This is a genomic window from Paenisporosarcina cavernae, from assembly GCF_003595195.1.
Lineage (GTDB): Bacteria > Bacillota > Bacilli > Bacillales_A > Planococcaceae > Paenisporosarcina > Paenisporosarcina cavernae.
The window spans coordinates 1,133,557-1,151,541 of the sequence record NZ_CP032418.1 but is presented as its reverse complement, the minus strand read 5'-3'; the positions used below and the strand labels follow the sequence as shown (position 1 = coordinate 1,151,541).

Annotated in this window: 21 protein-coding genes; 1 reads left to right on the top strand and 20 read right to left on the bottom strand. The window is 37.9% G+C overall.

What is annotated here, in order from left to right:
• Window position 1 precedes the first annotated feature (1 nt).
• The 12 genes from D3873_RS05770 to D3873_RS05715 all read right to left on the bottom strand — a co-directional run bounded on the left by D3873_RS05770 (window position 2) and on the right by D3873_RS05715 (window position 10,848).
• Window positions 2-484 (bottom strand): cell wall elongation regulator TseB-like domain-containing protein, encoded by a 483-nt coding sequence (locus tag D3873_RS05770; RefSeq protein WP_119883154.1) that lies wholly within the window; start codon window positions 482-484, stop codon window positions 2-4.
• Between the two features lie 9 nt (window positions 485-493).
• Window positions 494-664 carry a YpmA family protein gene (locus D3873_RS05765; RefSeq protein ID WP_119883153.1) on the bottom strand — a complete coding sequence of 57 codons (171 nt, stop codon included), beginning with the start codon at window positions 662-664 and terminating at the stop codon, window positions 494-496.
• A 23-nt stretch (window positions 665-687) separates the two neighbouring features.
• Entirely contained in the window at window positions 688-3,459 is a 2,772-nt protein-coding gene (gene dinG / locus D3873_RS05760) for an ATP-dependent DNA helicase DinG (protein ID WP_119883152.1), read from the bottom strand.
• A 258-nt stretch (window positions 3,460-3,717) separates the two neighbouring features.
• A complete protein-coding gene (panD, locus tag D3873_RS05755; RefSeq protein WP_119883151.1) occupies window positions 3,718-4,101 on the bottom strand; it encodes an aspartate 1-decarboxylase in 384 nt (127 codons plus the stop codon).
• 2 nt (window positions 4,102-4,103) lie between these two features.
• Window positions 4,104-4,955, bottom strand: a complete 852-nt coding sequence (gene panC, locus D3873_RS05750; protein ID WP_119883150.1) for a pantoate--beta-alanine ligase — start codon at window positions 4,953-4,955, stop codon at window positions 4,104-4,106.
• Window positions 4,952-5,788: a 3-methyl-2-oxobutanoate hydroxymethyltransferase gene (panB, locus tag D3873_RS05745; RefSeq protein ID WP_119883149.1), complete on the bottom strand. Its 837-nt coding sequence runs from the start codon at window positions 5,786-5,788 to the stop codon at window positions 4,952-4,954. Before panB ends, panC begins: the two co-directional genes overlap by 4 nt.
• A gap of 224 nt (window positions 5,789-6,012) precedes the next feature.
• Window positions 6,013-6,996, bottom strand: a complete 984-nt coding sequence (locus D3873_RS05740; protein ID WP_119883148.1) for a biotin--[acetyl-CoA-carboxylase] ligase — start codon at window positions 6,994-6,996, stop codon at window positions 6,013-6,015.
• The gene (locus tag D3873_RS05735) at window positions 6,980-8,164 is read right to left on the bottom strand and encodes a CCA tRNA nucleotidyltransferase (protein ID WP_162920145.1); all 1,185 of its coding nucleotides are present in this window, start codon (window positions 8,162-8,164) and stop codon (window positions 6,980-6,982) included. Before D3873_RS05735 ends, D3873_RS05740 begins: the two co-directional genes overlap by 17 nt.
• Entirely contained in the window at window positions 8,151-9,287 is a 1,137-nt protein-coding gene (bshA, locus tag D3873_RS05730; RefSeq protein WP_119883146.1) for an N-acetyl-alpha-D-glucosaminyl L-malate synthase BshA, read from the bottom strand. The genes D3873_RS05735 and bshA overlap by 14 nt, the downstream gene beginning before the upstream one ends.
• A gap of 12 nt (window positions 9,288-9,299) precedes the next feature.
• A complete protein-coding gene (gene mgsA / locus D3873_RS05725) occupies window positions 9,300-9,704 on the bottom strand; it encodes a methylglyoxal synthase (RefSeq protein WP_119883145.1) in 405 nt (134 codons plus the stop codon).
• Window positions 9,701-10,516, bottom strand: coding sequence for a 4-hydroxy-tetrahydrodipicolinate reductase (dapB, locus tag D3873_RS05720; RefSeq protein ID WP_119883144.1), 816 nt, complete (start codon window positions 10,514-10,516; stop codon window positions 9,701-9,703). The genes mgsA and dapB overlap by 4 nt, the downstream gene beginning before the upstream one ends.
• 2 nt (window positions 10,517-10,518) lie before the next feature.
• Complete coding sequence (locus D3873_RS05715) at window positions 10,519-10,848, bottom strand: nucleotide pyrophosphohydrolase (RefSeq protein ID WP_119883143.1); 330 nt, start codon at window positions 10,846-10,848, stop codon at window positions 10,519-10,521.
• 105 nt (window positions 10,849-10,953) lie between these two features.
• Between D3873_RS05715 and D3873_RS05710 the strand changes: the two genes are divergently transcribed.
• Window positions 10,954-11,823: a YitT family protein gene (locus D3873_RS05710; RefSeq protein ID WP_119883142.1), complete on the top strand. Its 870-nt coding sequence runs from the start codon at window positions 10,954-10,956 to the stop codon at window positions 11,821-11,823.
• 77 nt (window positions 11,824-11,900) lie between these two features.
• On the opposite strand, the gene D3873_RS05705 is transcribed toward D3873_RS05710, so the two are convergent.
• The 8 genes from D3873_RS05705 to D3873_RS05670 form a co-directional block, all read right to left on the bottom strand.
• Complete coding sequence (locus D3873_RS05705; protein ID WP_119883141.1) at window positions 11,901-12,578, bottom strand: zinc metallopeptidase; 678 nt, start codon at window positions 12,576-12,578, stop codon at window positions 11,901-11,903.
• 67 nt (window positions 12,579-12,645) lie between these two features.
• On the bottom strand, window positions 12,646-13,248 hold the full coding sequence (gene lhaT / locus D3873_RS05700) for a lipoprotein heptaprenylglyceryl N-acetyltransferase LhaT (protein WP_119884487.1): 603 nt from the start codon (window positions 13,246-13,248) through the stop codon (window positions 12,646-12,648).
• A 97-nt stretch (window positions 13,249-13,345) separates the two neighbouring features.
• The gene (locus tag D3873_RS05695; protein ID WP_119883140.1) at window positions 13,346-14,107 is read right to left on the bottom strand and encodes a menaquinol-cytochrome c reductase cytochrome b/c subunit; all 762 of its coding nucleotides are present in this window, start codon (window positions 14,105-14,107) and stop codon (window positions 13,346-13,348) included.
• Window positions 14,108-14,140: 33 nt separating this feature from the next.
• Complete coding sequence (gene qcrB / locus D3873_RS05690) at window positions 14,141-14,815, bottom strand: menaquinol-cytochrome c reductase cytochrome b subunit (protein ID WP_119883139.1); 675 nt, start codon at window positions 14,813-14,815, stop codon at window positions 14,141-14,143.
• Between the two features lie 18 nt (window positions 14,816-14,833).
• Window positions 14,834-15,337 carry a QcrA and Rieske domain-containing protein gene (locus tag D3873_RS05685; protein ID WP_119883138.1) on the bottom strand — a complete coding sequence of 168 codons (504 nt, stop codon included), beginning with the start codon at window positions 15,335-15,337 and terminating at the stop codon, window positions 14,834-14,836.
• A gap of 156 nt (window positions 15,338-15,493) precedes the next feature.
• Window positions 15,494-15,943: a DUF2487 family protein gene (locus tag D3873_RS05680; protein ID WP_119883137.1), complete on the bottom strand. Its 450-nt coding sequence runs from the start codon at window positions 15,941-15,943 to the stop codon at window positions 15,494-15,496.
• 139 nt (window positions 15,944-16,082) lie between these two features.
• On the bottom strand, window positions 16,083-16,631 hold the full coding sequence (locus D3873_RS05675) for a ReoY family proteolytic degradation factor (RefSeq protein ID WP_119883136.1): 549 nt from the start codon (window positions 16,629-16,631) through the stop codon (window positions 16,083-16,085).
• Between the two features lie 21 nt (window positions 16,632-16,652).
• The gene (locus D3873_RS05670) at window positions 16,653-17,912 is read right to left on the bottom strand and encodes a tetratricopeptide repeat protein (protein WP_119883135.1); all 1,260 of its coding nucleotides are present in this window, start codon (window positions 17,910-17,912) and stop codon (window positions 16,653-16,655) included.
• Window positions 17,913-17,985: the final 73 nt, after the last annotated feature.

Sequence of the window (17,985 nt, the reverse complement as noted above, 5' to 3'; positions counted from 1 at the left end):
ATTATAAATTCAATATTTTCTTCCACCATTCGCCATTTTGATGCAAAACATATACATAATTCAATTGACCGTTTGCACTTTTGAAAGTGACTTCCCAAATCGCACCAGGAGCTTCATAGCCTAGTTTAATATGGAGAATTTCTTTTACCGGGAATTCATCTTGCACAAGTTTCTTTACTTGATTCTCTGAAATCCCTTCTTTAAGTAAAACGGAAGGAACGGTTGTTTCTTTTTGGTTTTGCGGAATGAATACGGCTTTTTTTTGCGCGTTTCGATCGTTTCCGATTACCGTAACATAAGGTGTCGAACCATTATATACATATGATTCATCCACCGTTTGTAAAAAATTATTTTGTAGAGCTACTTCTTCTCCGGTTTTCCTTACTTCTGAGAATGCGTGAGAAGCTTTCCAAAGCACTACGATGGAAATACTCAATCCTAATAACACCACAAATAGGCTTAAAAAAATCAACCATCTTTTCATCAAATCATCCTAAGTTTTATAAATAGTGAAGATTGCTTTTTCTTGATTTTCTTTATCGAGCGCTAAACCAAACATAATATCTTTTTCTTTTAATGTGCGATTCAACGTATCAACGATTTTATATAAATCGTTCGAATACTCCACTTTAATTGTCGAAAGAATCTCGATTTTACTTTCCATGAAATATCATCCTTTATTCAAACTCATGCTTTCTTAGTATACCAATGTTCCAGCGCTAAGACCATATCTTCTAGGGATACTTTCTCAGTCGAAATAGATGGCAAAGCATGAATAAATTCTTTCCCATATGATTTTGTCTCAATCCGACGATCAAGAATGATAAATGCTCCCCGATCATTAGGACGTCTAATTAGTCGGCCAAATCCTTGACGAAACTTTAAAAGAGCTTCTGGAAGGGAGATTTCGGAAAAAGGATTCATTCCTTGTGATTCCAGAATGGTTGCTTTGGCTTTAAATATCGGTTCTTCTGGCGAGGCAAAAGGTAAGCGTACCAATACGACAGCTGCAAGTGAATCTGCAGCCATGTCGATGCCTTCCCAAAAACTTGTCGTCCCAAAAAGAATAGATTTTGGTATGCGATTAAAGGACTTTAATAATTTCGATCTGCTGCCAGATGTAATTCCTTGTGCAAACAGTGTAAATTCTTTTAATTGTTCTGTATCTTGAATGAATTCAACCGTTTTCCGAAGCATGTCATGGGAGGTAAATAAAACAAAACATTTCCCCTCCGTCACCATAGCGGTTTCAATCACGACTTCTGCTACTGATTCAATGTATTCAGCTTGAGATACTTGTTGAATATCTGGCATATCTGTTACAACAAATACTTTCGCTCCATTATAAAAATTAGTTGGAGCAATAAATTGATGGATAGGAACAGACGTTGGAATTCCATATTGTTCTGCCAAATACCGAGAATTTTTCGGTGTAGTAAAAGTACCTGATGTCCAAATTACGCCATTCGAGTTTCTCCAAGAGGAAATTATGCGATGAATGGATGATTGTAATAAAATCGGGACCTGTGTAATTTGCAAACTTCCTGGTAGACTTCGTGTATCAATATCTACCCAAGCTGCAGACTCCTTTGAGGAAAAGAAAATATGATCCCATTCGTTTAATCTACTATTCCATTCATTGATCAAAAATTCCCATTCAAAAATAACTTGTTGGTCTAAACCGGAGTAATCGTTTTGAAGCGTAAATAACGTATGCAAAATTCGTTGTCCAAGGTCTTTAAATCGGACGCCCTTTTCGTAAAGGCCATGAATTTCTTCAAGCGGAATCGCTAACTCTCGAATCGGAAATTGATACCGATGCTGATATTTCTGCTTAAAGTTATCGCGAAGGGTATCAATCATCTCTGTAATTAATTGATCGAATGACGATTGAAAATCGTTAAAATATTTCTCTAGTTGATGAAATTGAGAAAAAACTTCTAATCCATGAATCGTACAGACTTGTCGGAATTTCCCCATTAATTGCCGTTCACTTAAATCTCCAATTTGACCAAACAAATACTTCCAATGAGTATACGCAAAAAGTTGTTCCCCTAATTGCTGGACGGAATGTCCAAACTGATGAGCTTCATCCAGAATAAGAAACATCTTTTCAGGATGAAAAAGCGGATGATCACGCAGCACATCATGTGCAATCATAGAATGATTTGTGACAACAATTTCCGCATTTATACTTCGCTGCAATGCTCTTTCATAAAAATCAAATTCGATCATTTCTTGTTTATTTCTTGATTTTTTTCGAACTCGATCTAGAAATAGCATTCCACCACTCGAACAATTTATCTCTTCCAAATCACCTGTCTCAGTCATTGTGAGCCATACTGCTACTTGGCATTTTGTGAACATTTCATCATACGATTCATCTTCAAATGAGAGAGACTGACTGAATTTTTCTAAGTCAATATAATGATGAATTCCTTTGACAATTGCAGCGTTTACAGGTTTATTCAAAAGCTTGGAAAGTTGAGTAATCTCTTTATCAACTATCTGATTCATTAAAGGTGTTGTAGAAGTACTGATCACAGCTTGCAACCCCGATTGTTTAGCATAAAAATAGGATGGTAGTAAATAAGCTAAGCTTTTCCCAATCCCTGTAGAACCTTCAATAATCACTTCCGATTTTTCTACTAAAGAGTCCCAAACAACATCCATCATTTGACACTGTTCCTGGATCAAACGAAAGGTTGAGGTGTTTTCAAACAAGCGCTTTTTTTCTTCCCATGATTTAGGAAACGTATCTTGCGTAGCTGCTAAACGCTGTGTCAATGTCCATTTTTTTAATGCAAGTTCCTTATACACAAGTCCATCATGTGCCAACAAAGAAGTTCTTTTCTCTACGATAAATTCGTGTAAAAGTGTCGAAATCCGGCTTTTCCATTGAAAAGCTCGTTTATGTAAAAGCTGTAATGTGAGGAGTGGCAAATTTTTCAAGTCTTCGAGACATTTCACAAAAAGTTTAGCTGTAGCCATCGCGTCGTCATCCGCACGGTGAGCATTCGTTAACACAATGCCATTTTCAGCAGTAACATCCTGAAGTTTGAAGCTAAAAAGTGTCGGATACAATACTCTAGAAAGTTCCACCGTATCAATCGTTTCCCCAACCCATTTTGGTTCCCCAGCACGTTTTAACTCCGCTTGAATAAAAGGTAAATCGAATGAAACATTGTGAGCAACAAAAGTGGTTCCTTTTAATAGTTTGGAGATTTTTGGCGCAATTCCCTTAAATGTAGGGGCACCTTCCACATTGATTGATGAAATGGAGGTTAAATCTTCAATGAATTTCGGAATAGCACGTTCGGGGTTAATGAATGTACTATATTCATCGATAATAGCACCATCTTGAACGAATACTACCGCAAATTGAATCATACGGTCTCCACGTGACGGAGCGTTTCCAGTTGTCTCTATGTCAACGACGGCATAAATTGGTTTTTCCAAATTGTATCATCCGTTCTTTCTTTTCTAGATAAAATTGTAACATATCTAAAATAAGACGAGGAATAATAACCTCTGCATTATGTATGAAAACATGTGATGTTTCTGCGAATTCTCTCCTTATTTATTGACACATAACAAAACTTCAATGAGCCAATAATCTATACACATACTCCCCTTATTACTTCGAACGAAGAATATTTCATGATGTCTCCATGTAAAAAGCGATCTTCCGAAGAAGATCGCTTAAGTTTATTAATATTACATGACTGTTGCCTCAGGTTCGTACGTTAAAATATCTCGAATCGAGTTATCTTGATTCATAATAGCGACGGTTGGTTTATGAGAAGCCGCTTCTTCATTCATCACATACGCATAAGAGAGAATGATAACAATGTCTCCTTTTTGCACAAGTCTAGCTGCAGCCCCGTTAACACATATCACACCGCTTCCACGTGCTCCAGCAATTATATACGTTTCAAATCTTGCACCATTGTTGTTATTGACAATGTGTACTTTTTCGTTTGGAAGCATTCCAACAGCATCTAATATGTCTTGATCTATAGTGATGCTCCCAACATAATTTAAATCCGCTTCTGTTACAACAGCACGGTGAATTTTACTATTTAACATCATTCGTAACATGTTCATTCTCCTTTTACGTTAAAAATCTGGTTGTCGATTAATCGAGCATTTTCAAAATAGATAGCACCAGCAACAATCATTTCTTGTGAATCTTCCGTCACCTCAGCAAGTGAAGGATATTCTAAAAGTTGCAGATAGTCAATTTTTGCGTTTGTATTTTTTGTTACATGCTCCGTTGCTTTTTGAATAGCATCTATTACCGACCGATGTTTCTGGAAATGCTCTTTCGCTAGAACGAGTGCTTGAAAAAGAGCTGGAGCTTCCTCCCGTTCCTTTTCACATAAAAAGACATTTCGAGAACTTTTTGCAAGTCCATCCTCTTCACGAATTGTTTCCCCACGAATAATTTCTAATGGAAAATTGTAATCTCTCACAAGTGTTTCGATAATGGCTAATTGCTGCGCATCTTTCATTCCAAAGTAAGCTCTTGTAGGGGAAACTAAATGGAAAAGTTTTGTGACAACCATTAAAACTCCTTCAAAATGTCCAGGACGAGATGCCCCGCAAAGAACTTTTGACTGCTCTTCTGCTAGAAAATGTATCTTCATTTTCGTAGGATACATTTCTTCAATGGATGGTGCGAATACAATATCGACCTGACTTTTTTTCGCAATTGCTAAGTCGCGCTCTAAATCTCGTGGATAACGATCGAGATCTTCATTCGGTCCAAACTGAGATGGATTTACAAAGATACTTAATACGACTACATCATTCTCGTTACGCGCTTTTTTTAACAATGATTCATGACCTTCATGTAAATAGCCCATTGTAGGAACAAAACCAATCGATTGAGTTGTGCTCCGGAATATAGCTAATTGTTCCTTTAATGCTGCGATTGTGTGTACCGTAATCATTTGTTTCCTCCGTATAACTGTTCAAGTTCATCGTCTTTCATGGAGAATCGGTGTTCCTCTGCTGGGAATGAAGAAGTTTTCACTTCGTGAACATAATCTAAAAGGGCTTGTTCAATCGTTTGCGAGATAGTGGAATACTGTTTCACGAACCTCGGTATATGATGTGCACCGTATCCAACCGTATCATGGTAAACGAGCACTTGCCCGTCACATGCTTCTCCCGCACCAATTCCTATGACTGGAATAGAAACTGCTTTCGAAATTTCTGCAGCTAGTTGATGTGGAATACATTCCAATACAACCATAATCGCACCAGCTTCTTCACAGCGTTTCGCATCTTCTATTAATTTTTTTGCTGCCGAAGCTGTTTTCCCCTGTACTTTGTACCCACCCAATACTGCAGCGGATTGTGGCAATAAACCTAAGTGAGCTACCACAGGGATGCCGGTTTTCGTTAAACGATAAATGACATCGACAATCTCATCTGCCCCTTCTATTTTCAATGCATTCGCACCTGTTTCTTGAAACAAACGAATACCATTATCAATAGCAGTATCAATGGATGCGTGATACGAACCAAAAGGCATATCCACAACAACAAATGTATCTTTTGCTCCTCTACGGACTGCTTTTCCGTGATGGATCATATCCTCCAACGTAACAGGAACGGTTGAATCGTACCCCAGTACAACCATTCCAAGTGAATCTCCCACTAGTAAAATATCCATAGCTGCTTTTTCAGCGATGGAGGCAGTGGGGGCATCGTAGGCAGTTAACATCGCAATTTTTTCACCTTGCTGTTTCATTTTCATAAAATTTGATACAGATTTCATCCTAATCTTGCTCCTTTCCAGGAGTAAACCTAAAAATACCCTTCTGAATTTGGACAGAAGGGTAGTGTGTATAAGGCTTTCCTCCGTCCCTGTCAAAAATGATCAAGGCAGAATTGCTATTTATTTTTATTGTTTTTTTTTACTTAGGTACAGTTCCAACTGGATACCGTCCTACACCTACACTATAGCAGATATTTATATTACCCTCTATAAAAAAGCTTGTTTTATGTTGTCAATTCGATATCTGCTGAATAAATCTCATGGATTTTTCCTGTGGAATCTTCTACTAACAATACACCATCTTTTGTGATTCCTTTCGCACGTCCTTCTATCACTTCGCGAGCTGTGCGGGCGATAATCTGTTGACCAATGCTAGTAGAATAGGACTCCCATAATAAACGAATTGGTTCAAACCCTTGTTCTAAGTATAGATCACTGTATTTTTCGAGGTAATTCCATATTGTAGCAGCTAATTTTGCTCGATTAACAGCTTCTCCACTTTCCATTTTTAGCGATGTTGCGATGTCCTTTAACTCTTCTGGAAAGTCTTCTTTATCATGCAATACATTAATTCCGATACCTAATAACACAGCTTGTACACGATCAACATCTGCTTGTAGTTCAGTTAAAATACCCGTACATTTCTTTCCATTAATGAGCACGTCATTCGGCCACTTGATTTGAGCTTGTACACCTGTAACATCTTCGATTCCTTTTACAACTGCAACCGCTGCAATTAATGTCAATTGTGGAGCGCGAGATACATGAATGTCGGGACGTAGAATGATAGTCATCCATAAGCCTTTCCCTGCTCCAGAATCCCATTTTCGTTGCAACCTTCCTCTTCCAGCTGTTTGCTCTTCGCTTACAATTACCGTGCCATGCAAAGCACCGTGTTGTGCTTTCTCATGTGCAATAACTTGAGTAGAAGTAAGAGATGGATATAGGTGGATGTACTTTCCAATTTGTTCGGACGTTCGATACTGTTGCATTTCTTCCAGCGTTAAAAATGCGGGTTTAGCATGAATTGCATATCCGCTCTTTTTGACAGAATCTATTTCGAATCCCTCTGATTGAAGTGTTTGCACTGCTTTCCAAATCGCAGTTCGTGATACGCCAAGTTCTTCGGCAAGTTTTTGCCCAGAAATTGGCTCTCCATCCATTTCAAGCAGTCGTTTCCAAACTCCTTGTTTAATCGGTACCTTCATGTAAAAACTCATCCTTTATCGCTTGTTTTGTATTTTCTATTACTCCACTTACGACTTTTTCTTCTAACATTCGTAAAGCGTTTTTCATCCATGGTCCAGGTTTTCTCTCAGACCATAAAAGTAAGTCAGATCCATTAACTGCCAGCTCGCTCGACTGTTTAATCGGTAAGTGATGATACATTTCTTCGATGTCTCTCTTGCGTTCTGTCCAACTTATTTCATCATGAGTAGTTGCAAATCGCTCAGCGAATAAAATATGAGAAAGTTGCTGATTAAATACATCAAGTTCCCGAAAAACACGCTCTTTTCTAACACTTAGTAACGTCGAGAGGATTCGATATTCTTTCGCTTCTTGCTTTGAAAACTTAAATTTAATCGGAACATTCCCTGCTTCATTATGCTCTTGGTATAAATAACTCCACCCTTCAATAGATGACGCGAAGGAAAGTTGTTCTATAATTGGTGGAATAACATCCAATGGAATAGGAAAACATTCTGCTATCTTACTTTCCTTTAAAAATTTCCATCCATGCTTTACATAGCTGCCCATAAAAAAAGAAGACAGCTCTTTTGTAATACGTTCAACAGAAATATGCTGTAAAAGACATCGGTTTGATCTAATCGCACTCATGGTGGTTTCTTCCAATTCAAATCCTAAAGTAGATGTAAACCGAATTCCTCGTAGCATTCGAAGGGCATCTTCGGAGAACCGTTCAAATGGGTTACCCACTGCACGGATGAGAAGGTCTTTAATATCTTCCTCTCCTTTATAAGGATCGATTAAATCACCATTTTTGCTCATTGCTATTGCATTCATCGTGAAATCACGTCTCATCAAATCAAACGAAAGATTTTGCACAAAATGAACAGAAGCAGGCCGACGATGTAAAAGATATTCTTCTTCTTGACGGTACGTGGTGATTTCGATCGGAATATCATTTACAAGAACCAACACTGTTCCATGCTCAATCCCAATATCCACTGTAATAGCGAATAGTGCTTTTACTTCATGTGGCAAAGCGTTCGTCGCAATATCAATATCTTTAATGTCACGGCCAATTAATTGATCACGAACACATCCACCAACAAAAAAAGCTTCGAACCCGTGGTCGTGCAGTATTTCTAAACAATACTTTCCATTTTCAATTAATTTTTTACTTAGAGTCATTCTGCAAAACTCTTTCATACAACGATTCATACTGTTTCACAATTTCTGCAGAACTGAATCTGTCACTCACACTTCGTTTTGCAGCTGCTGAAAATGAATCATACAACTCCTTGTTGGTAAATAATTCAATCGCATACTCAGCAACTTGTTTCGTATCATGTAAATCGACGAGGTAACCATTTTCACCGTGCTGGATGACTTCTGGAATCCCGCCAATTCTTGTACCGATACAAGGAATTCCTGATGCCATCGCTTCCGCTAAGACAAGTCCAAAGGATTCTTTTTCCGATAATAAAAGTTTTAAATCACTAATTGCATATAGTTCCGCAACATTTTCTTGCTTTCCTAAAAATAGCACCTGATCATCTAAACCAAGTCGTTTCACTAATTGAATCACTGTATTCATTTCCGGTCCATCGCCTACCAGTAATAACTTCGCATGGATGGAATTCAAGATGAGAGAAAAACTTTTAACTACATCTTCTACATGCTTCACTTTACGGAAATTGGAAACATGAATCACGACTTTTTCACTAGACAATTTAAAGTAATCAGTCAATTCTTTGCGAGGTTTCACTGCATAATCTTTTGGATCGACAAAATTGTATATCGTATCGATTGGTTTGTTCGGATTAATCATTTCTTTTGTCTGTTCGCTCAATGAATGCGAAACTGCAGTAACCGCATTGGATTTATCCATTCCGTATTTAATAATGGATGACATGGAAGAATCTTGTCCCAACACGGTGATATCTGTTCCATGAAGTGTAGTAACTACTGGAATCGTGCTTTGAGCCATGTCTTTTGCTAGCACTGCACACACCGCATGCGGTATTGCATAATGGGCGTGAATAAGATCTAAGTTTTCTTTTTCAATTACTTCTGCAATTTTACTTGCCAATGATAAATCGTAAGGTGGATGCTGAAACACAGCATAACTATTGACATCTGCTTGATGGAAATAAATATTAGGAAAAATTCGATTTAAACGAAATGGAACACTGGAGGTAATAAAATGAATTTCGTGCCCTTTTTCTGCTAACAATTTTCCAAGTTCAGTCGCGACTACTCCACTTCCTCCAACTGTCGGGTAGCAAATGATGCCTATCTTTAACTTTCTCATCGTTACGCCCCCTTATTTTCTTCTGTCGGCTAATAATCGCCAATCGATAAAGCCTTCTTGTAACCCTTTTAGTAATACTTCCGCAGTACCCATATTTGTAGCTAGAGGTATTTGATAGACGTCGCACAATCGTATTAATGCTGTAACATCTGGTTCATGAGGCTGAGCGGTTAAAGGATCTCGGAAAAAGATTATCATATCCATCGCATTATCCGCGATAAGCGCACCAATTTGTTGATCCCCTCCAAGAGGACCCGACTGGAATCTAGTTACAGGTAATCCCGTTTCATCAATAATTCGTTGACCAGTCGTTCCTGTCGCGACAAGATCATGATCTTCTAAAATTGTTTTATATGCCGTAACAAACTGAATAAGATCGTCTTTTTTACGGTCATGAGCGATTAATGCTATCTTCAACGAAGATCCCCTTCTTCCGTTAACAAATTTTCTAATCCCACAATGTAGTCATTTGTTTGCATCACTTTTTCTATTGCAAAGACGATGCCACTCATAAATGATTGTCTAGACATCGAATCGTGCTGGATTGTTAATAGTTGTCCTGTATCACCGAAAATTACTTTTTGATGGGCAGTAAAGCCAGGTAAGCGGACGCTATGTATTGGTATTCCCTGATACGAGGCTCCCCGCGCGCCTTGTAACACTTCTTTCTCTTCTGGATGGCCCTGCTGATGAGGTTTCCTTACTTCCGATATTAATGAAGCGGTTTTAGTTGCAGTTCCAGACGGTGCGTCTAACTTCTGATCATGATGCAATTCAATTATTTCTACATCTGGAAAATAAGCAGCTGCCATTTTTGCAAATTTCATCATCATAATTGCCCCTAACGCAAAATTAGGCGCGATAATACATGCTGTTTGATTTTCATCTGAAAGTTTTTGTAATGAACTACTTTGTTTTTCCGACATACCGGTTGTCCCGATGACCACCTTTACCTGTTTGGTTAAGCAGTGTTCTGCATGATCATACACACTCTCTGGAGTAGTCAGGTCGAGAAATACATCCGGTTTTTCAATTTGAAGCAATTCTTCTATTTTATTGTAGACAGGAATTTCATAATTCGCTGGAAATATGGACGTTTCACTGAGGACCTTTCCAATTTCTTTATAATCCAAAACCGCTACTAGGTCGATAGATGAATTCTTCATTAATGTATGTACTGCTTCAGATCCCATTCTCCCTCTTGGACCAGCTAATGCAACACGAATCATGGCTATTCTTCCTTTCTTGTCCAACGATGTTCATCTCTTGTTCGAAATTTTTCCATTACGGTACTCATTGCTGCATTTAGAGATAGTTTCTCTGCATTTGCAAAACAAATAATAACAAACAATAAATCCGCAAGTTCTTCTTCCATAGAACTTTTATCTTCTGTATCTTTCTTTTTCTTCATTCCATACTGGTGATGAACTTCTCTTGAAAGTTCACCTAATTCCTCTGACATGCGAGCAAGCAATTCAAATGGTGGAAAATACCCTTCCTTAAATTGTCCTATATAATGATCTACTTCTGCTTGCCAATTTTTCAATGTTTTCTCTTCCATGTTTTCACTCTCCTTATTCTATCCTAATGAACTCCACAGCGTATTGTCAAAAGACTTAAAATGAATGATAATGACATAGTGTTTGTTTGTATGGGAGGGGTACATGTGCTCAAAGGTATTAAAGTAAAAAATATACTCTTTATCATAATTGGTGCTGCTATTTTTAGCTTCGGATTTGTTCATTTTAATATACAGAATGAATTAGGTGAAGGTGGGTTTAGCGGTATTACACTAATCTTGTTGTTTGCTTTCCATTTTGACCCGGCGTTAATGAATCTATTGCTTAACATTCCGATGTTTATCGTTGGATGGAGGTTGTTAGGAAGAAAAGTATTTATCTATACTGTAGTCGGAACTGTTTCCGTATCAGTGTTTTTAAAAATTTTCCTCTTATATGAAGTGGATATTCATTTAAAGAACGATTTGTTCTTAGCTTCTTTATTTGCTGGTGTATTTGTCGGGATCGGATTAGGAATTATATTTCGCTATGGTGGCACTACTGGTGGAGTCGATATCATTGCACGTTTAGGTCACAAGTATCTTGGCTGGAGCATGGGAAAAACGATGTTCATTTTTGATGCTGTCGTCATTTTACTTTCGTGGTTAACATTTTTAGATTCCCGTTCTATGATGTATACCTTAGTGGCTGTTTTTGTTGGAGCTCGGGTCATAGACTTCGTTCAAGAAGGTGCATATGCTGCGAGGGGTGCATTTATCATTTCAGATTTCCAAAGCGAAATAGGAGATCGAATTTTAACGGAGATGGACCGAGGTGTAACCATATTAAAAGGATTTGGGCACTTCTCTAAAGTAGATCGAGAAGTCATCTATTGCGTAGTTGGAAAGAATGAAATTGTACGTTTAAAAAATATCATTACATCTATTGATCCTCATGCATTTGTGTCTGTAACAGAAGTACATGATGTGATGGGAGAAGGTTTTACATTAGATGAGCAGAAAAAGCCAATTGATTGAAGTACAAGTAAAGAAATAAACACTGAAAACGCAAAAAACCTGAATTCCTCCAGTGAGGGGATTCAGGTTTTTTTATTCTATTCGTCGCGACCCATACCTGTATAGATGAGCACTAAACGAAGTAATTCAAGAACAGCTACAGCTGCTGCTGCAACATATGTCATCGCTGCTGCACTTAACACTTTTTTCGCATGACGTTCTTCTTCGTTCTTTATTATACCAAGTGACACGATTTGATTCATTGCTCGAGAAGAAGCATTAAATTCAACAGGAAGTGTCACGATTTGGAATAATACGCCGATAGCTAATAAGACTATTCCAAGTAATAACATTCCACTTAAATTTGCAAATATCCCAATCATTACAAAGATCCATGAGGCATTCGATGAAATGTTAGCCACTGGAACAAGTGCATGACGAAATTTTAAAAAGGAGTAAGATTCCTTATGTTGAATCGCATGCCCAACTTCATGTGCCGCGATTGCCGTACCAGCAACAGATGCTTCATGATAGTTACCAGAAGATAATGCAACAATCTTCGTCATTGGATTATAGTGATCGGATAAAAAGCCACGAATCTCCACTACTTTCACATCTTGTAACCCGTTTGCATCTAGAATTGTTCGGGCTACTTGAGCTCCTGTCATTCCTGAAGTCGAGCGAACTTTAGCATATTTTTTATACGTAGATTTAACTTTAAACTGAGCATACAATGGCAATATTAACAATATTGCGAAGTATAAGATAAAACTCATGTATACATTCTCCATCCTTCCCTTATCTCTATAGTAATAGTGTACTTACTTTAGTGAGTTGAAGCAACTAGTACGCCTTTGATTCTTTTGTCTTTTTTATGACGGCAATTGCAGCGAGAATACAGCAGATAGAGAGCCAAAACGTCAAATAACCGATAAGTTGAGCATGCTGTTCAATCGAACGATAAATCGGCATTTGACCATATACATAATCTATCATCTCATTATGTAAAGTGAATATTGCTGCGATGAGTACATGGATCCACCGAAAACGATACTTTGGAATATATAAAACAGCTTGCACCGCCATTGCGAAATGACTAGCAACTAGCATCCAACCAATAGGGCCAATTGGACCAGTTTCAATCTCAGACCAAATATTCATCCCTACAGCCCATAACCCATATTTGATGAGCGAGATAAACGCGAAAGCCTCTATCAAACGGAAATGCTTGCCTATTATCCATCCAAATAAGGCGATACTAAAAAAGAGACTTGCCGTAGGACTATCTGGAACAAATAGCCAAAATTTAGGTTCTGTTATTTCTAATTGTGATCCATACCAATAATAACCATAGATAGTCCCGAAGACATTCACAATAAAAAGCACTATTAGAAACAATTTATGATCTAAAATAGTTCGTAAAACGGAAAGATACAAACTCACCATTTCCACCTCTTCATGTTTACCGAAATCCGCAGAAATAGTTCCACTATTTCGTCTTTTCATTTCAAAAAAAAGGAGTCAGTTTCCTGACTCCTTTTGATTATTCGCTTAATTCATCAATGAATTGCGCCATTTTTTGAAGATCTTCATCCGATCCTGTCCATTGGCCAGCAGGCATTGTTCCAATACCATTTACTGCGATATCTGCAATTTCTTCTGCTGTTTTATCTGTTTCAGCAAGACTTGGTCCAAGTCCTCCTTCAAAAGCATTACCATGACAGCCGATACATGATGCTTCGGAATAAATTAAATATCCTTCAGCAGTATCATCAAACTCTGCTTCTTCACGAATTTCACCTTGTGCTTTTGCAGCTTCCCAATCATGGTTCACAACAGATTCCCAAGTTAGGAAAATGATACCTGCTACAGCTAATAACATAAACGCAGTTGGTAACGGGCGTTTAAATGGACGACGCTCTGGTCCGCGATCTAAGAATGGAGCTAACATCAAAGCACCAAACGCAAGACCAGGGATTACAATCGCTCCAATAACATTATACGGTCCTGAAGCAAATTCATATTTCAATAATTGATATAAGAATAAGAAATACCAGTCCGGTAATGGAATATAAGAAGTATCTGTTGGATCCGCTTGACGTTCAAGTGGAGATGGATGTGCAACAGTTAATACTAAATATCCAATTAAGAATACAGCCCCTACTAACCATTCTTTTAATAAGAAGTTTGGCCAGAAAGCTTCTGTTTTACCCGGATATTCGGAATAGTCTTTTGGGATGTTCGGCTTGCGATTAACAGGCACACGTGAATCCCCGACGAATTTCATTCCTTTTCCGCGATGCATAGTGTCCCCTCCTTTAGGAATTAAAACTTTTGTTTACAACGGTCCTGAAATACCTTGTTTACGAATCATGATAAAGTGAGCTGCAAGAAGTCCTAAAAGAACTGCTGGCAAGAAGAATACATGAATCGCAAAGAAACGAGTTAAAGTCTGTGCACCAAGAATAGCTTCATCCCCAGCTAACAATACTTTAATTGCCCCACCAATTAATGGTACAGAGGCAGCAATTTCAATCCCTACTTTTGTTGCAAACAACGCTTTCATATCCCAAGGAAGTAAATATCCAGTGAAACCTAACCCAAGCATAACACCGAAAATTAGTACACCTACTACCCAGTTCAACTCACGAGGTTTCTTGTAGGAACCTGTGAAGAATACCCGTAATGTATGCAAGAACATCATCACGATTACTAAGGAAGCTCCCCAGTGATGCATACCACGCACAATTTCACCAAATGCTACTTCGTTTTGAAGATAAAAAACGGATTTCCAAGCGTTCTCAATATCTGGAACGTAGTACATTGTTAAGAACATTCCAGAAAGAATTTGAATCACTGTAACGAAAAATGTTAATCCACCAAAACAATAAACAAATGCAGAAAAATGATGTGCAGGGTTAACGTGTTCTGGAACTTCGTGGTCCGCGATATCACGCCAAATAGGAGTAATATCCAGACGTTCATCTACCCAATCATATATCTTGTTTAGCACGTACGTCGTACCCCCTTACTACACTAATTTGTTAGGAACTTTTTTCCCGATGTACAATAAACCGTCTGTAACTTTCACTTCAAACTGGTCTAATGGTCCAAGAGGTGGTGTTTTTGGTACGTTTTTACCATTCTTTTCATATCTACCACCATGACAAGGGCAGAAGAATTGATTAGGATGGTCTTCATTCGCACCCCAGTTAACCGTACATCCAAGATGTTTACAGATAGGAGAAAGGGCAATGATTTTATCGCCTTCTTTATAAACCCACGCTGTATCCGTTACTTGGGAAGTATACCAAGCGTCTACTTGCTCATAAGAGAAGTCAACACGTTCTGGAGTTTCTGTTAAATCAGCTACTTTTTTCTCGGTAGCAATGAAATCTCCTGCTTCGGCTTTCTGAAGTACAGGATCGATGGCAAATCGTACCATCGGCATTAACATACCAGCAGCCATAAATCCACCTACACCTGTTAATGTGTAGTTAAGGAATTGTCGGCGCGATACTCGGTTGTTACTCATGCGTTTCCCCCCTCTAACTTAAAGGTCAGTCCAACGGACAAATTTAGTACAAAAATAAGTAAAACTAGGACAGTTCTATGATACTTCAAACCCTAGAGTTGGTCAATATTCCATTCGTTTCGACACGTGAGAATGTGAACATTTATTGAAATACGTCTATAAAGCATTCCATTTTGAAGATAACACCGGAACTAACTGCCTTACTTGATCTTCTATAATTTTACTTCGCATTGCTTGATCCATATCATTTAAAGGAATAGACGGAACGATATGTACACCTAAATCAGGAGCTTTCTCAGACCATTCCAAGTCACTTGATAGGTAGAAAATAGTTTTTGCTCCTGTTAAGGTCAATTCATTGTTGATACTATTTCCGAGACTTTTCATATCCATGCTGTCAACGTAGCTAAAAGGAGGGCTTAATACGACTCGTCCTTTAAATTGGTTTTCTAATTCCATCGTTAAAACCATTAAAAACTCAGCAGAAGTTGCGCTTCCCATGATTTTGTTCGGTTGACCCGATAATTTCACCAATGGAACAACGATTGTATCTACGTATTCGGGTTGATTTTGCATCTTTTGCAAATCACCAACAGTCCACTTCATTTTTCCACCCCACTATCATTAGAACAACTTCTTGTTCTATGTATATATATCTTACCAATTTTCTTCAAGAATTACACATAAAGAAAAACCGCGAATTCGCGGTTTTTCTCTCCGTTAAAACGTGTAAGTCACCTTAAACCTATCCTTGATTTTTTATGTCATTTAATAATTTGGATAACTCAAAAAATCGTTTTTCATCTTGATTATCTAATGTGCGGTCTATTTCTTTTAACAAATATTCCTCTTGAAATTCTCCTACACTTTTCGCTACAATATCATTCGCAAGTTTTTTATCTCCCTCTTCTACTTGCCACTTGTAAGGATAATGCGGGTTTTCTTCTAATACTGCTAAGTATTCAGGACTTGGTGGAAACAATGGGAAATTCAGTTGAATATATAATGGTTCCTTTGGATTTAATCGCATATCGTGGAACGATTTTTCCGCATCAGAAGTCATTAAGTTACCTTTATAAAAACGAAATGGTATTCCGGAGGAATCTGTTACTGACATAACCATCGCACGTGGGCAATAATGTGCTTCTTCGACGAAATGAACATGACGCAATATTTCATCATGGCTTAGCATATAGTTTAAAATCCATACGCATTCGCGACGCTTCAATTCGAATTTCGAGAGAAACCAACGTACAAATTCTTTTTTCTCGACTGCAGAAACGGAAGCTGGCATCAGATATCACTCCTTCCAAACTTAGTCTTGTATTTGATGATACATTTCTTCCCATTTTGGTTCTGTAGGCTCTATTAACATTAGCTGCTTTAACACTTCGATAGCCTGAGCTCGTTTTCCTTCTTCTAATAAAAATTCCATGAATTCCTCTAGGAAAGTTGGATCTTCTTTCCATTCACTATATGCTTCTTCATACAATTGATATGCCTCTTGAAACAGTTCAAGTTCTGCATATGATTTTGCGACTAGCGGATAGATTGAAAGTGGATCTTCCTCGTAACTCTTTACCCACTCAAATAATTCTATAACTTCTTCGTGAGAATCTTTATTCGACAATAAACTTACAAGGACAATCAACGCATCTAAGTAACCTGGATCAATCGCTAAGGATTGTCGTAAATATGTTTCTGCATCCTCGGTTTTTCCTAGCTTTAATGCTAATTTTCCTGCTGTTACATAATATTCTTTGTCCACTTCATCCCGTTTTATACCTTTTTCTATCCATTTTAAGGCAAGTTGATCTTCTTCCATCATTTGATAGCTATGTGAAAGAAGAAGATACGCATTAAAGAAATCCGGATCCATCGTTATAATTTCCGTTAACTGTTCGACTGCACGCTCATATTGTTCTGTTTGAAAAAGTGCATAAGCCAATTGAAACTTCACTTCAGGAAGTTCTTCGTCTTTTAAAAAACGTTCGTATAAAGGAATTGACTCTTCATATGCTCCACCTGCACTGTACACGGAAGCAAGACGCAGTTCGAGATTCCATTCCTGCAATTCGTCAATTTCCTGTTTCATTAAGTTTTCGAAAATTCTTGCTGCCTCAAGAAATCGGCCACTTTCTTCTAATAGTTGTCCTTTAGAAAATAACAACATTGGTTCATCCGGCAACATCACTAGTGCTTGCTCCAATTTTTGCTCTGCAACATCTAAATAGCCTATTACTTGGTAGTAATCTGCTAAAGTTAAAAGTGCTTGAAGGTAAACTGTATCCTTTTCGTCAATTGAACTTAGCAACTCTATTGCCTTATCTTCCTGTCCAAGTTCAAATAATAATTGAGCTTGATCGATTAAAAATTGATTCTCCCCAGGATACAAAAATTGAAAGTGCTGATATATTTCCAATGCCTCTTCGAAATAGCCTTCTGTTGCTAAATATTGAGCAATTTGATCGAGTACATCTGGAGATTCATTTAAAAGCGCATCACTCACTAACGACTTTACTTCACTGGCATCTCCTTGTGAGATAGCTTGTTGAAATTTCTGTTCAATTATCATAGTAATAGCTCCGATCTCATTTTCTTTCACTAGGGTACAGGAAGCGGTTACGCGTGACAAGAATTTTCTCTTT

Excerpts from the sequence above, each read along its gene's own strand:
- D3873_RS05770 (WP_119883154.1), bottom strand. The coding sequence starts at position 484 with ATGAAAAGATGGTTGATTTTTTTAAGCCTATTTGTGGTGTTATTAGGA.
- D3873_RS05765 (WP_119883153.1), bottom strand. The coding sequence starts at position 664 with ATGGAAAGTAAAATCGAGATTCTTTCGACAATTAAAGTGGAGTATTCG.
- panD (WP_119883151.1), bottom strand. The coding sequence starts at position 4,101 with ATGTTACGAATGATGTTAAATAGTAAAATTCACCGTGCTGTTGTAACA.
- panC (WP_119883150.1), bottom strand. The coding sequence starts at position 4,955 with ATGATTACGGTACACACAATCGCAGCATTAAAGGAACAATTAGCTATA.
- panB (WP_119883149.1), bottom strand. The coding sequence starts at position 5,788 with ATGAAATCTGTATCAAATTTTATGAAAATGAAACAGCAAGGTGAAAAA.
- D3873_RS05740 (WP_119883148.1), bottom strand. The coding sequence starts at position 6,996 with ATGAAGGTACCGATTAAACAAGGAGTTTGGAAACGACTGCTTGAAATG.
- D3873_RS05735 (WP_162920145.1), bottom strand. The coding sequence starts at position 8,164 with ATGACTCTAAGTAAAAAATTAATTGAAAATGGAAAGTATTGTTTAGAA.
- bshA (WP_119883146.1), bottom strand. The coding sequence starts at position 9,287 with ATGAGAAAGTTAAAGATAGGCATCATTTGCTACCCGACAGTTGGAGGA.
- dapB (WP_119883144.1), bottom strand. The coding sequence starts at position 10,516 with ATGATTCGTGTTGCATTAGCTGGTCCAAGAGGGAGAATGGGATCTGAA.
- D3873_RS05715 (WP_119883143.1), bottom strand. The coding sequence starts at position 10,848 with ATGGAAGAGAAAACATTGAAAAATTGGCAAGCAGAAGTAGATCATTAT.
- D3873_RS05705 (WP_119883141.1), bottom strand. The coding sequence starts at position 12,578 with ATGAGTTTTATCTTATACTTCGCAATATTGTTAATATTGCCATTGTAT.
- lhaT (WP_119884487.1), bottom strand. The coding sequence starts at position 13,248 with ATGGTGAGTTTGTATCTTTCCGTTTTACGAACTATTTTAGATCATAAA.
- D3873_RS05695 (WP_119883140.1), bottom strand. The coding sequence starts at position 14,107 with ATGCATCGCGGAAAAGGAATGAAATTCGTCGGGGATTCACGTGTGCCT.
- D3873_RS05685 (WP_119883138.1), bottom strand. The coding sequence starts at position 15,337 with ATGAGTAACAACCGAGTATCGCGCCGACAATTCCTTAACTACACATTA.
- D3873_RS05680 (WP_119883137.1), bottom strand. The coding sequence starts at position 15,943 with ATGAAGTGGACTGTTGGTGATTTGCAAAAGATGCAAAATCAACCCGAA.
- D3873_RS05675 (WP_119883136.1), bottom strand. The coding sequence starts at position 16,631 with ATGCCAGCTTCCGTTTCTGCAGTCGAGAAAAAAGAATTTGTACGTTGG.
- D3873_RS05670 (WP_119883135.1), bottom strand. The coding sequence starts at position 17,912 with ATGATAATTGAACAGAAATTTCAACAAGCTATCTCACAAGGAGATGCC.